Origin of the sequence: Nitrospira sp., from assembly GCA_015709715.1 — a bacterium.
Classification (GTDB): domain Bacteria; phylum Nitrospirota; class Nitrospiria; order Nitrospirales; family Nitrospiraceae; genus Nitrospira_A.
This window is the reverse complement of record CP054184.1, coordinates 3352563-3367348: the sequence shown is the minus strand read 5'-3', so window position 1 is coordinate 3367348 and position 14786 is coordinate 3352563. Positions and strand designations below refer to the sequence as shown.

The window sequence follows — 14786 nt, the reverse complement described above, 5'->3', positions numbered from 1 at the left end:
CTGAAAAGGCTCCCCCCTTCACTCTCACCGATCGAGAGTGGTCGTCGGCTTACTGCGCAGCGACAGGAATCGCTTGCACCGTCGGCTGCTCGACCGCAGCACTCTTGGTTCCGGCACCGGTACCGGCCAAGGGCAGCAACCGCGTATCACCGGACGGCAACACACGGACATAGCCCCACTGACCGGACTGCGAGTACGGCAACCGCTGGTTGCTGTACACATAGTCACCCGGGAGACGGTAGATGCCACCCGCGGACGGGATGAACGCATCCAACACCTCGGAACCAGAGTACTCCACCACGCTGATCTGGTCCGCGCCGCGCATGAACGGCTCGATCGGCCACTCGTGCTTCTCGACGCTGAACATGCCGTTCTGCTCGTTGCTCACACCCAGTACGTGAATGCGCACCGGATCGCCTGCATGCGCCTCGATAATCGGGGTTGCAGGATCCTCAGGCTTGTCCGCCTTGCAAGGCTGGAACACCTTGCCGAGCGAGCAACCCTGCTCTTCACGGTACTTGTACGGCTCCGACCGATAGTTGACGCCGGTCAGACCCGCCACGTTCTGCACGTACGGCATGAAGCTCGTGCCGATGATGTTGTCTTCGTCTTGGAAGAACAACGCCACGTCACGGTAGTTGGCGCGCGTTTCATTGCCCGGAATGGACCGGTCGATGATCACGTCCGCCGCCCATGCATTCTTCGTGGACAGGTCGGCTCCGGTCTTCGGATCGCGGTACTTCGATCCCTTCGGACCGACCACGATGGCGCCGAACAACCCGTTCCGCGGATTGGTCATGACATTGCCCCAATCCCACACCAGCGACGTGGTTTCGCCGTTGAAGGGATCCGCGTAGTAGGTGTAGTCGCGCTCACCGCCCGGCGCCACGGTCTGGTCGCCGGGATTGTTCCCCACGTTCGCGCCCATGGAATCCTTCGGATCGAAGGCCAGGCCGATCGCGGAGAAGGACGCCTTGCTGTCCTTCATCTTGTTCTTCAAGTGCACCTTGACGCAGTCACCGGCATTCACACGCAACGTCAACGGCATCGGCTGTGCGCCGCTCGCCACCTTCGCTGTGTCCTCCTCCAAGGCATAGATCTTGGCCTCGGGATTGTTCGTGAGAATCTTGCGCTCAAAGTCCACTTCGATTTCATCCGGCGCCTTCGCGTTGAACTTCATACCAGGGAAGTCCATGGCGACGACGTTGAAGTGCTTCACCGGAGCATCACCAGGACACACCGGCAAGGCCTTCGGCATTTCACCCTTGTTGGAGAAGCCCGCGGGCAGCTTCTTCAGATCTGCTTGCTCCTTGTCGTACACGCGGATGATGCCCCAGCCGCCCTCGGAAAACTTCGAGGACCGGCCGTTGAAGTGGATGTAGTCACCGGCCAGGTGCCGGCTGCCACCCGCTTCGGGCACCACAAGGTCATAACGCTCCGCAATGCCGATATGGATCGAGTTCTTCCGATTGGCATCCGGGGCATACCGCTCGGTCCAGAACGTGTGGCCGGACAGCGTCCAGACCATCGACTCGTTCATGAGCGTGTGCAAGAGACGGAACACCATCGTGTCGCCGACATAGGCACGCAGCGTCGGCGTATACGGGTCGCCATGGATCTGGCTGTTGAAGACCTGTGACACGTCAGGATTGGTCGCCAACCGTTGAGCGATCGGCGCCGCCCTGAAGTTCAAGCCGCTGCCCGTGGTGTGGGTACCACCGTTCAGGAACGGCATCGGCGTCATGTAGATCTTCTCCGGCATGGCAAAGGACACGGTCTTACCTGCCTCGAGCGCCACTTCGATCGGCTGCCCGGGAGGATTGCCCGCCGTCACGATGTTGACGGTATGGGGCACGGTGTCATGCACCTGCACCATCAACTCACGGAAGCTGTTGTTCACGCCATGGCCCACCGGCTCACTGGTATGAATGTCCGCGATCGGTCCGCTCCACACCAACTTCCCGGTCTTCGGGTCATGATAGGTCGACCCGACCGGCTCGGCGATGAAGGTCCCGAATCCACCGTGCGGCCAGGTGGTCGCACCGAACGCATGGTCATGCCAGAACACGGTGCCCACGTCCGCATCGACCCAGAACCGCTGCCGCACGAACTCGACGGTCACGATGTCGTTGACCGGGTGATCGTGCTTCAGGCCCTTGGCCAACGTGATCGTGTTCCCGTTGATGGCCTTGATGCGGGAAATTTCATTGCCCTTCACGTTGTCGGCGCCCACGAGGAGCAGCGTGCCGACATGGAACTGCTTGGCATTCTTCACCGTAATCGTCGTCGCGCCCTTCTTGGCGGCGGCGGTGAACACGGTGTTCATCGGAACCGGCAACCCCTTCGGATTCTTCTTCTCCAGCATCGTGAACGGACGCACCGACTGTTCATAGGAGAAGCCGGTGATCACGCCGTCCGACGCCTGGTTGTCGAACTGCAGGAAGTGCCAGTGCGTGTTGATCTTCGACGACTGGAAGTTGGTGTAGTCGTCGTCATCCCACTCGCTCGTCAACGTCCAATCCACGCAATCGTAGATGTTGCCGCGGACGACCAGCGGGTACTTCAAGTCATCGTTCTTGCGAATCTCCGCTTCCTCTTCATGGAGCACGAAGATCAATCCGTTCGGATCGACCACCGGCGGCTCCTTGCCCGTCTTCTTGGCGATCGTGATCGGGAGCTTGATGAAGTGGACATTGTAGTTTTTCCGTCCGGCATTGGCCGGACAGAGACTCCAGTTGCCGTTTTCACCGGGCAACGCCTGATCCACGCTCTCCTCGCCGTTCGCATCCCGGCGGATCATTTCCAACCAGGGCGCGCCGACATGGTTCGGCGCAAACATCACGCGCTTGCCGAAGTGCGGCGTCAAGTGCGGCCACGCCACCTTTCCGGTCAACGGCTCGAACGTGATCGGATGCCGCTTGCCCGGGTGGGTGGACTTGTACTTCGGGTTGTCGATCGTGCTCTCGGGCTCGCTCATGGCGCGGGTGCCTTCCCAAGCCCAATCCAACACGGTGGCATCGTACGAAATGATCTGACCCTTTTCGTCGTTCTTGTGGCCCGGCTTGCCCATGGTGGGCAACTGCATCTCCACCCAATCCTTGATGGTGATGGTGGCAGGATTGGACTTCCAATCGCTCTTGCCCTTCTCGACGATCTTGAAGGACTTGCCGAACCAATCGACGGTCTGGCCGACCAACTTGTCCGACGTGATCGGAGCCTTGATGCGCCCCTTCCGGTCCGGCAACTCGCGCAGATCCGGCATCACATCGTTCCGCAGATCACCCTGCTGCAGGGTGTTGTACACGCGCCAGTAGCCCCACATGCCCGCCACGTAATGGTGCGCCACGTGGCAATGGAAGAGGAAGTCACCGGCCAGCTGCTGACAGAGACCGGAACCGCACTCCGTCTCGAGGTCCAACGCTTCCGACGGCCCGATCACTTCCACGTCCACACGGTCCGTCTTGGCGCGAATGACCGGGTACTTCACCGGCCCGTTGGCGCTGGTCGTCCACAGATTCATGTCGTCGATGGCACGTGGGCTGCGCGGCCAGCGGATGGTGCCGCCATGCGGATGGTGGCTGTGAAACACTTCGGATCCGCCATGGACCAGGCGGAACTTCGCCGGGTCGCCCATGTAGGAGCGCGGAATCGTCGGGGACGGGTCACCGAAGGTGTACGAGCTGTACCCCATCGACTCGTCCTCGAAGCCGAAGTATTCGTGCTGCACGTGCATGTTGTTGATGCCGAACGGCTCGCTGCGATAGTTGATCGCACGGCCACCCGGACGATAGGCGTCCGTCAATGGATCGCGCTGCGGCAGGAAGTCGCCCTTCTTGTTCACCGGGCGGAAGGCTTCGTCGCCGACTTCGTGATAGTACAGCACGAATTCGCGGAAGTCCGGACCGGTGCCGTTCTTGATGATCACCTGCCAGCCGCTCGTGGCCGGGGTCGCATCGCCCGTTCCCAACGGCTCCAGATATTCAGAGCCGCGCGGTTCGACCACGAAGGACCCGAAGAGCCCCATCACCGTGAGTTCGCGGTCGTTGGCGAAGGTATGGAACTGCCGCACCCCTTCCTGCGTGCTCGGGTGGATGTACCACTCGAATTCGCCGCTCTTGTCCTTGGCCACAATGCTGTCGGGATTGGTCGTGGTGGCCGACGCGCCGGTCGCACTCACCACCATGCTGGAACCGTGGATGTGGAGGCTGACGTCCTCGCCGCCTTCTAACTTGTTGGTCAGCTTGATCTTGACGCAGTCGCCCTGGTTGCCGCGGATCGTCAGCGGCTGGATCCACTGGGCCTGCACGCCGGGAATCACCGCGCCCGGGTCAAAGCCTTCCTTCTCACGGGCGTCCCGGTTCTTGGTCTCTTCCGCGCGCACCTGGTCGAGATTCTCGTCCAGCGTGTACATGTAGCCGGGATAGAAGTCGAGCCACTGATTCAGGGTGATCTCGACGTTGATCGCCGACACGTTGTACTGCTTCACCGGCGCCGTGGCGGGGCACTTCCCCACCCCGTTCAGCGACACGGGCTCGATGCGCGGATCGGACATCAGGAGCATGTCCTGACCGCCCGCGCCATACTGGTGCATCATGGTCTGGGTATTGAACATACCCGTGTTGACTTGTTGCACCTGCGGGTCATGGCTCAGGTGCTCCATGATGCGCTGATGCTGCTGTTCGACCATCGCGGACCGCTCGGGCTTGCCGCCCATCGCATCCTCGATGATCGTCTGCCCCTTCAGCTGTTCCGCCCACGACGGGAGTTGATGGGACATCGCCGTCTGTTGCGGCGCTGCATGGGCCGCATGCGGCTGAGATTCAGCCGATGCGGCCAGCGGCAGGCACACCAACGCACCGCCAGCAATGACGCTGAGCGCGCGTGATGTGACACGTGTCAACCAATGACAATCCATGGACCGGCCTCCTTGGATAGAGTTGAGAAAGGAACGGATGAAAACTGTTGTGAGCCTGTTACAGGCAGGACATAGAAAACCTCAGCACAGGTGGAACATGTTCGGACGATGCTCCTACGTCATGGCGTACGTAGGCTACGGCCTTGAAAAAACTCGGGCGGAAGAGTACTGAAGTCCAGGGTCTCTGTCAACCCCTTTGGACACCCTTTCATCGGATCTTCATGCATCGTTCATGATCAGCGTCTCAGAATAATCCATCGGCCACGCGAGACGTCCGATTCGCAGCGGTTCAGCCCCAGCCGAGTGCGCGACGGCCGCCGCTCCATTGTCTCTGTTCTGCCACTTAGGGCATAATCGACCCATGATCTTGAAACGCTGGCTCGTTGGCCTGCCTCTCAAGACGAAGCAAGCCGCGCATGAACGCCTGTCCAAGCGCCTTGCCCTCGCCGTCTTTTCTTCGGACGCCCTTTCTTCCGTGGCTTACGCGACGGAGGAAATCCTCCTGGTGTTGATCCTCGCCGGGACGGCCATGGTGGGCTACTCGATTCCGCTCAGCCTGTCGATCATCGGACTGTTGGCCATTCTCACCATGTCGTACCGCCAGATTATCTTTGAGTATCCGGAGGGCGGCGGAGCCTACATTGTCGGAAAATCGAACCTGGGCGAATGGCCCGGCTTGGTAGCCGCCGCCGCGCTCATGATCGACTATGTCTTAACCGTCGCGGTCAGCGTGGCGGCAGGGATGGCGGCGATTACGTCTGCCGTGCCGTCGCTTCTCCCCCATCGGGAAGCACTCTGCCTGGCCGCCATCCTGCTCGTGCTGATCGTCAACCTGCGCGGAGTCCGAGAATCCGGGCAATTCTTCGCCGTGCCGACCTATGTCTTCATCGCCGCCATCACCGCCATGCTGGGTGTCGGCATCCTCCAGATTCTGCTCGGATACGCCACGCGCACCGAACCACCGCCGAGCCTGGCCGCCGCGGAACCCCTCACCCTCTTCCTCCTGTTGCGCGCCTTCTCGTCCGGTTGTACGGCCCTCACGGGAGTCGAGGTCATTTCCAACGGCGTCTCCGCCTTCAAGAAACCCGAACCCAAAAACGCCGCGCTCACCATGATCGGCATGGCGGCGATCCTCGGCACCCTCTTCATCGGTATCAGCAGCCTGGCCTACTATTACGGGATCGTGCCGAAACCGGACGAGACCGTCGTCTCGCAAATCGCCAGGGCCACGTTCGGCACCGGGGCGGTGTACTACCTGGTGCAGGCCTCCACGATGCTCATTTTGATCTTGGCCGCCAACAGCAGCTTCAACGGCTTTCCCCGCCTGGCCTCGATCTTGGCGCGCGACCGCTACATGCCGCACCAAATGTCGATGATGGGAGACCGCCTCGTCTTCTCGAACGGCGTGATCATTCTGGGCGTCTTCTCTTGCCTGCTGATCATTCTCTTCAAGGGGGACACCCACGCGCTGATCCCCCTCTATGCGGTCGGCGTGTTTCTCTCCTTCACCATCTCGCAAGCCGGGATGGTGAAACGCTGGCTCGTCAAGAAGGGCCCCCATTGGGAGAAAAAGCTTCTGGTCAACGGGATCGGCGCCGTCACGACCGCCATCGCCACCGTAATCATCGCCAGCACCAAGTTCACGCATGGCGCATGGATCGTCATCGTTCTGATTCCGTTGCTCATCATGATGTTTCGCGCGATCCGTTCCCATTACAAAGCCGTGGCCGAACAGGTGGCGCTCGCGCGGGGGCACCGTCCCCCCCTGCCGCGGCGCAACATCGTCGTGCTGCCCATCAGCGGGGTGAATCGCGCGGTGATCCGGGCGGTGGATTATGCGCGCAGCCGTTCCGGCGACATCCGGGCCGTGCTCGTCGACGTCGACCCGGAAGAAACGGCGCGAACCGAAATCCAGTGGGCCCAATGGGGCTGCGGCGTCCCCATTACCGTCCTGCCTTCGCCCTACCGCTCCGTCCTCAGCTCGCTGCTGGAACACATCGAAGAACTGTTGCAGAAGGATCAGGAATGTTGGGTCACCGTCGTGATTCCCGAAATCCTCCCGGCCCGCTGGTGGCAGAACATCCTTCACAATCAACGGGCGCTGATGCTGAAGGGCGCCCTCCTGTTCAAGGACCGCGTCATTCTCACCGACGTCCCCTTCCATTTGACGAGGTAACCATGCAGACCTCCACACCCACCCCCTCCCGAATTTGGATCGGCGCGGCGCTCTCCTTGTGGATGGGCGGGTTGCTCGTCGGCCTGACGGCCGGAGAAGCCCACGCGTTTCGCATCGTCTCGCCCGCCGACGGATCGACATTGGCCTCCGGGCAGTCGGTGTCGGCGGAAATCGAGGCTGGTCAGGAAGCCGGGCTGGTCGAGGTCCGGTATTACTGGTACCAGGACCAGATGGACGCGCTCGTGGAGCAGAGAGAGGAACGCACAACCAAATCGTCGCAGGGCGGGATGGCGACCGAGAAGTATTGGCAGAAGGACAGCATCACAGGGGCGCCGGTCGTGGCATTACCCGCACTGACCTCAACGGTGGATCACCAGCCGCCCTATGGCGGCACATTACCGATCCCGGCAGAATCGATTGGACGGATGCGGCTTCTGGCCGTCGCCGACATCTCACAAGGGCGGTTGGGCCGCAAGACCATGTTCGACGAAGTCTTCGTCACAGTCCAACCCAAGGCGGAGTTGTTGTCGATCGATTTCGAAACCGAGAAACCCTTACAACTCGGACGCGCCGGGCAATCCTCAGCCTATGGCCACGTCGACTCGCTAGGCAAGGTCTTCGAACTGCCGGTAGTCGGGGAATTCGCCGACGGCATCGCACGGCCCCTCTCCTCCCCCAGTACCGGCACCATCTATCAATCCGGCGACGAGCAGGTGCTGAAGGTACTGCCCGAGGGCCTGCTCCAGATCACCGGCAACGGCAAAACCACCTTGACCGTGACCAATCGCGGGAAACAGGCGACGCTCGACATTCGCGTGGAGGTGAACCCCGAGCCCAATGAGATTCCGATTGCGGACGCCGGTACGGCCAAGACCGTGAAGGCCGGAACGAAAGTCCGATTGAACGGGTTGCAGAGCCGCGATCCGGAAGGCGAGGCCCTATTCTACGCCTGGAGCCAGGTGCGAGGCAGCAAAGTGGCGATGCTCGACGTCAACATGCCCGAACCCTCCTTCACCGCCCCCTATGTGTCGGAGAAACGGACCTTCCGCTTCAAACTGCGCGTCACGGACAAGAAAGGCGCGGACAGCGTCCCGGCCTATGTGGACGTGACCGTCGAGCCGTAAGGGCCTCCTCCTCAAACACTCCCGCCGTAATCGACGCTCCCCTTGCGTGAGCCGCCTCGTTTACCCCTCGCAACTATTCACTGGATTAGCGTCCGACACCAAGCAAAAAATATGGCGGACAGTGACCTCGGATGTCACGCGGCCATGGTAGCCTCTCGCAACCCATGAGGACTTGCCGGCAGCAAACCCGGCAACCAGGCCTAGGAAGGAGGATGCCATGCCGACAGCCGATGAACGACTACGACGCGAGACCTTTATGCGAGATGTAGGCCGAGCGTTGCGATGTGCGGCAAAGGTGGCTCGTCAAATAGCCCGGGTGCACCGCACTCCGCTGTATGTGTGGAAAAACGGCAAGGTTGTAGCCCCAAAACCCTGATTTGGAGAACGAAGGGCGGCCTGTTTTACGGTCACTCATGGATCAAGATACGAGTCAGAACCAGATCATATTTTTCAAACAGGGGTTGCGTATACGTCACTCACCCAAAATAAAAACGCCCCTCCTTGTGGGAGAGGCGTGAAGGTTTACCTCCGAAGAGGCTATCCTGCGAAGCTTCCACTCAAGGAAGACTCCTTGTTATGAGAAGCAATGCAGGCATCGGTCAGCTACAACGGCGCTGACCCTATCAAAGTTGTTATGACGTTGCAAGAGGGAGGAAGCGATGGCGCAGACACTTGGCCTAGACCTGGGAACAAATTCCATCGGGTGGGCGCTTATCGACCATGATGCAGAAGACCGGCCAGTTCGAGTAGAAGCCTGCGGAGTCCGCATCTTTCAGGAGGCTGTGGATGCTGTAAGAGGAAAACCCAAGAACCAAGCCAGACGTGCGGCGCGCATGGCCCGCCGATTGGTCTCCCGCCGTCGTCGCCGCCGGGAAAAGCTACTCAGACTGCTGCTCAGCAACGGCCTCCTCCCGCCAGATTGGCTCGACAGAACGAGTGCGGAATCACACTACAACGCATTAGGCAACCCCTACGAACTCAGGCGGAAAGGGCTAGACCAGCCTCTGATTCCTTATGAATTTGGCCGGGTCCTCATTCATCTCTGCCATCGAAGAGGATTTGAGAGCAACCGCAAATCCAAACCAAAAGAAGAGGGAGAGATCAAACAGGCCATCTCCCAGCTTCAGCAAGCAATTCAGAATGCGGGATGTCGCACACTGGGCGAATTCCTCGCAGGTCAGCAGAAGAAACGCGAGCGGCATACCGGAAGAGAAATGTACCGGCAAGAATTCGAACTGCTCTGGGAGTCGCAAAGCCGATTTCATCCAACGATCTTGACGAGGGATTTCAAGGTCGTCGTCCACAACATCATTTTTCATCAGCGCCCGTTGAAAGTAAAAAGTGGATCGGTAGGCCGGTGCACGTTCGAGCCGCGGCGATTTCGAGCGTCCCGTGCCTGGCCTGACGCTCAGAGGTTCCGACTCTTGCAGGATCTGAATCACCTTCAGATCAAATCGCCAACAACTCGCGAGTATCGACACCTGTCTTCAGGAGAACGAGACAAGTTACTGCGTCTCTTGGAACAGCAAAAAACCGTGAGTTGGAAGAAAGCGAGAAGAACACTCGGGCTTCATGAGGGCGAGCTGTTCAATCTGGAAGAAGGGAAAAAGGAAGAGCTGCTCGGAGACCAAACATCCTATGCGTTGAGGAAGGTTCTTGGCGAGAAATGGAATGAACTCTCTAAAGAGCAGCGCGATCTATTGGTGTGCGATTTGCTGACCATTGAAAATGAGGCCGGCTTGTTGAATCGGCTGCACACTTGGTGGGGTCTCGAGAAAGAGTTGGCCGAGAACCTGGCCCAAATAGAATTGGAGGACGGCTACTTTCGACTCTCCCTAAAAGCCATCAGAAAGGTTCTTCCGCATTTGGAGCAAGGACTGACCTACGACAAGGCCTGTGCTGCGGCAGGCTACGTCCATACTGGCAGCGGGGGTGGCACCGGAGCTGCCAAGCTTGGCAATCCACCGCAACTCCGAAATCCCGTTGTACAAAAGGCCCTGTATGAGGCGAGGAAAGTGGTCAATACCGTCATCAGGCAATATGGGAAACCGTCGGTCATACGGGTTGAGATGGCTCGAGACATGAAACTGAGCAAGGCCCAGAAGATAGCCCTCGCAAAACAGGCTAAGCAAAACGAAAGTCTGAACAAGCAGGCAGAGGAAGCGCTGCGTGCCAGAGGCATTCAGCAGCCATCACGTGACGACAAGGTGAAATACCGGCTATGGAAAGAAGCTGGCGGTGTTTGTCTCTATACAGGGCAGCCGATTGGCGAAGCGATGTTGTTCTCTCAGGATGTGGATATTGAGCACATCCTGCCCTACAGTCGGACGCTCGACGATTCCTATATGAACAAAACGCTCTGTCTGGCTCGCGAAAACCGGACGATCAAACATAATAGGTCGCCATATGAGGCATATTCTTCCAGCCCTGAAAAGTACGCGGATATCCTCCAGCGAATTCGTGCTTTGCCCTGTTTTCCCTGGTCGAAGCGGAGGCGATTTGAACAGAAGGAAATCGACACAGAGGGCTTCATCACTCGACAGCTCAATGACACGCGCTACATCTGCCGGGAAGTCAAAGATTATCTGGCCACTCTCGGCGTGACCGTCGAGGTGTCCAAAGGCGAAGCGACAGCCTGGCTCAGACATACTTGGGGGCTCAATCGCATATTGGCGGGAGACGGAGCAATAGAGAAGAATCGAAACGACCATCGACACCATGCAGTCGATGCCGTCGTGATTGCCCTAACGAGTCGGCGTCTGTTTCAACATCTTTCGAAGCTATCGGCTCAGCAGCATGGTCCGGCGTCTCTTCGCCGTCTCCCCATCGGTGAACCCTGGCCGGATTTTTATCCCACAGTCAACGACAAGATTCAAAGCATTGTTGTCTCGCACGCCCCGGTGCATAAAATCCGCGATGCATTCCACGAGGATACGGCCTATGGCTACAACGCGGCGACAAGGAGTTTTGTCTACCGAGTGCCGCTGGACAGTGGCTTCAAGGAAACCGCCATTCCGCAGATCAGGGATGCAGCAGTGAGGGAGCTGGTAACGGCGAGACTGGACGAGACTGGAGGGGATATCAAGCGTGCGTTCGGCGATCCGACCAATCCACTCCGGCATGTCGATGGTGTCACTCCAATTCGTTCGGTCCGAATCAAAGCAAGGGTGAGTCGAGAGACGGTAGCTCCGGTTCGAGATCGTAACGGAGCAGAATACAAGTTCTTTAAATATGGCAATAACCATCATGTAGAAATTATCGAGCACCAGGCAACAGGCAAGAGGCAGGGAATCTTCGTCACGACGATGGAGGCGGCTCGACGGGCGAGAATTGCAAAACTGCCGATCGTTCAACGGCAGCCTCCCTGGGCGGACGGAGGCAAGACTTACGGGGAGGGTTGGTCCTTTGTAATGTCTCTCTACATCAATGATCTGGCAAAGATTGAAAATCCTGGAGGCGTTAAGCTCATGCGGGTCCAAAAACTCGATGGGTCTAACGGGAGAGTGTATTTCAGGGACCATGCAGATGCCAGGACGGAACGGGATTCCGAGTACCAGAAGTCGGTTCTTTCATTGAGATGCAGCAAGATTCAGGTGAATGCGCTTGGAGACGTCTCACCCGCTCATGATTAAGCGAATTGTGGAGATAGGCAATCCTGCTCGCTTATCGCTGTCCAATCAGCAGTTGGTGATTGAACGGCAAGGGCAAGGAACCGCGACCGTTCCGGTGGAAGACCTGGGCCTGCTGATCTTAGATCACCAGGGAATTGCCTATACGCAGGCTGTCATGTCCGCCTGCTGGAAGCATAACGTGCATGTGCTGCTGTGTGACGACAAGCATCTGCCTGGTGCGGTGTTGTTGCCGCTCGATGGTCATAGCCTACAAAGCAGAACGATGGCGCAACAAATCAAGATTTCAGAACCCGTCCGCAAGCGACTCTGGCAGGCCATTGTTCGTGCCAAAATCACCGGACAGGCAAGGACGCTGCAATCCACCAAAGGCTCGGCAGGGCCGTTGCTCGCGATGGCAGCGAAGGTTCGGAGTGGTGATCCCTCGAATGTGGAAGCCCAAGCGGCACGGTTTTATTGGCAACAGTTGTTTGGAGAGGATTTTCGCCGGGGGAACGATGAGGAGCATCTTAATGGGTTGCTCAACTATGGATACGCCATCGTACGAACAGCCTGTGCTCGGGCATTAGTCGGTGCCGGCTTGCACCCGTCGTTTGGACTGCACCATCACAACCAATACAACAGCTTTTGTTTGGCAGACGATCTCGTCGAGCCACTTCGCCCACAGGTTGACATGACGGTCTATCGCCTCGGACGGAATGGGGTGAAGGAGGGATTGACCAAGGAACACAAGCAGTCCCTTCTGGAACTGCTGGCAAGGACATGTTCTATCGGCAGTCTTCGATTGCCACTCATGGAATCGCTGCATCATTACGCCGCCAGCTTGCGACAGGTGATGTGCGGAGAAGACCGGCACCTTGCGATCCCTGAATTATGAGCTTCGGAGGCTACCGCAGTGTGTGGGTGCTAACGATGTTCGATTTGCCCACAGACACAAAGGCTGCGCGCAAAGCGTACAGCAGTTTTCGTGATGCGCTGCTCGACGATGGCTTCACCATGCTGCAATTCTCCGTCTATGCCCGGCACTGCCCAAGCATCGAGAATGCTCTGGTGCATGAAGCGAGAGTGAAATGTTGCCTTCCACCCGACGGGGAAGTCCGGTTGATCACCATCACGGATAAACAGTACGAGCGTATGAAGGTCTTTAATGGAAAGTTGCGTGGCCCGACCGAGAAAGCGCCGGATCAGGTCAGTTTTTTCTGACCAAACCCGGCGCTTTCTTCTGACCAATCAGTGCATTATGCACGGATCAATGTAGCTGACCGATGCCTGCATGCAACCCACAACGGTGCAAGGTCAATCCAGCCTGATACATCCAATGTAGCTGACCGATGCCTGCATGCAACCCACAACAATCCGCCCTGAATCTCACCAAAGCGATTAAATGTAGCTGACCGATGCCTGCATGCAACCCACAACTGGCACCATCCTGTATCCGCGTGTCGTCGTAATGTAGCTGACCGATGCCTGCATGCAACCCACAACGCATATTACGCAAATCCGCGATGATCGTACAATGTAGCTGACCGATGCCTGCATGCAACCCACAACCGAACACATCCGCATCACGCGACATATTCAAATGTAGCTGACCGATGCCTGCATGCAACCCACAACACTAATACCCCCACCGAACCCAGTCGTCGCAATGTAGCTGACCGATGCCTGCATGCAACCCACAACGGTGCAAGACGTGGTTCCACAGTCCGGATAAATGTAGCTGACCGATGCCTGCATGCAACCCACAACGCTCCAAACCTGGGGGCTCGGTGGATCGCTAATGTAGCTGACCGATGCCTGCATGCAACCCACAACCGACGACCGAGAGTGTGCCGCTCTTCGTGAAATGTAGCTGACCGATGCCTGCATGCAACCCACAACCTGGCATGGGCTTCGGTACACGCTTGTGCGAATGTAGCTGACCGATGCCTGCATGCAACCCACAACGGTGTGATCGCATGGGATAGTGTATATAAGAATGTAGCTGACCGATGCCTGCATGCAACCCACAACACTAACAGTTTTGCCCGCAGTTCGGCGGACAATGTAGCTGACCGATGCCTGCATGCAACCCACAACATGGCCGCCGCGTCTGTGATTTCGGCTGAGAATGTAGCTGACCGATGCCTGCATGCAACCCACAACACCACTGATACAGCGGCCCGAGGCTGTGTAAATGTAGCTGACCGATGCCTGCATGCAACCCACAACAGTTGCGGTAGAAGCTTCGTTCGACAACCAAAATGTAGCTGACCGATGCCTGCATGCAACCCACAACCAGGTGAGGCGGCAGTGAGCGATTTGGCAAAATGTAGCTGACCGATGCCTGCATGCAACCCACAACATGATAAGCGGAGCGCTTGCAGGTTCACCCAATGTAGCTGACCGATGCCTGCATGCAACCCACAACTACGTCGGCGTCGGAATGCTGATCGGCTGGAATGTAGCTGACCGATGCCTGCATGCAACCCACAACCTTACTCGAAGCGTCGCGCATGTTGTCGGAAATGTAGCTGACCGATGCCTGCATGCAACCCACAACTAAAATGGTTAGCATGTGCTGTCGTCTCCGAATGTAGCTGACCGATGCCTGCATGCAACCCACAACAGACCACATATCCAATTCCCGTGCCGCCCTAATGTAGCTGACCGATGCCTGCATGCAACCCACAACAATACCGGGGCCGCGTGGGGCCTTGTGGTAATGTAGCTGACCGATGCCTGCATGCAACCCACAACAATTTCCAGCCGTTGCGCTTCCAGGGCTTTAATGTAGCTGACCGATGCCTGCATGCAACCCACAACTGTGCGGAGCATCGAGTTACGCGCGAGGAAAATGTAGCTGACCGATGCCTGCATGCAACCCACAACTTACCGGCTCAAGATGCTCCGGGTTCACGCAAATGTAGCTGACCGATGCCTGCATGCAACCCACAACATGA

The 14786-nt window shown here is 58.1% G+C and carries 6 protein-coding genes and 1 CRISPR repeat array (1 of these 7 only partly in view); of the genes, 5 read left to right on the top strand and 1 reads right to left on the bottom strand.

All coding sequences use genetic code 11. The annotated features are described in order from the left end of the window. Window positions 1-49 precede the first annotated feature (49 nt). Window positions 50-4915, bottom strand: coding sequence for a multicopper oxidase domain-containing protein (locus tag HRU82_16155; protein QOJ36379.1), 4866 nt, complete (start codon window positions 4913-4915; stop codon window positions 50-52). Between the two features lie 361 nt (window positions 4916-5276). Between HRU82_16155 and HRU82_16150 the strand changes: the two genes are divergently transcribed. The 5 genes from HRU82_16150 to cas2 all read left to right on the top strand — a co-directional run bounded on the left by HRU82_16150 (window position 5277) and on the right by cas2 (window position 13047). Beyond that, window positions 5277-7091, top strand: a complete 1815-nt coding sequence (locus HRU82_16150; protein ID QOJ36378.1) for an APC family permease — start codon at window positions 5277-5279, stop codon at window positions 7089-7091. A 2-nt stretch (window positions 7092-7093) separates the two neighbouring features. After that, window positions 7094-8215 (top strand): hypothetical protein, encoded by a 1122-nt coding sequence (locus tag HRU82_16145; protein QOJ36377.1) that lies wholly within the window; start codon window positions 7094-7096, stop codon window positions 8213-8215. Window positions 8216-8874: 659 nt separating this feature from the next. Then, entirely contained in the window at window positions 8875-11847 is a 2973-nt protein-coding gene (gene cas9 / locus HRU82_16140) for a type II CRISPR RNA-guided endonuclease Cas9 (protein ID QOJ36376.1), read from the top strand. Further along, on the top strand, window positions 11840-12721 hold the full coding sequence (gene cas1, locus HRU82_16135) for a type II CRISPR-associated endonuclease Cas1 (protein QOJ36375.1): 882 nt from the start codon (window positions 11840-11842) through the stop codon (window positions 12719-12721). Before cas9 ends, cas1 begins: the two co-directional genes overlap by 8 nt. Continuing rightward, complete coding sequence (gene cas2 / locus HRU82_16130; GenBank protein ID QOJ36374.1) at window positions 12718-13047, top strand: CRISPR-associated endonuclease Cas2; 330 nt, start codon at window positions 12718-12720, stop codon at window positions 13045-13047. Before cas1 ends, cas2 begins: the two co-directional genes overlap by 4 nt. Before the next feature lie 48 nt (window positions 13048-13095). Next, window positions 13096-14786: a CRISPR direct-repeat array (repeat unit 36 nt; unit sequence AATGTAGCTGACCGATGCCTGCATGCAACCCACAAC); it runs 193 nt beyond the window's last position.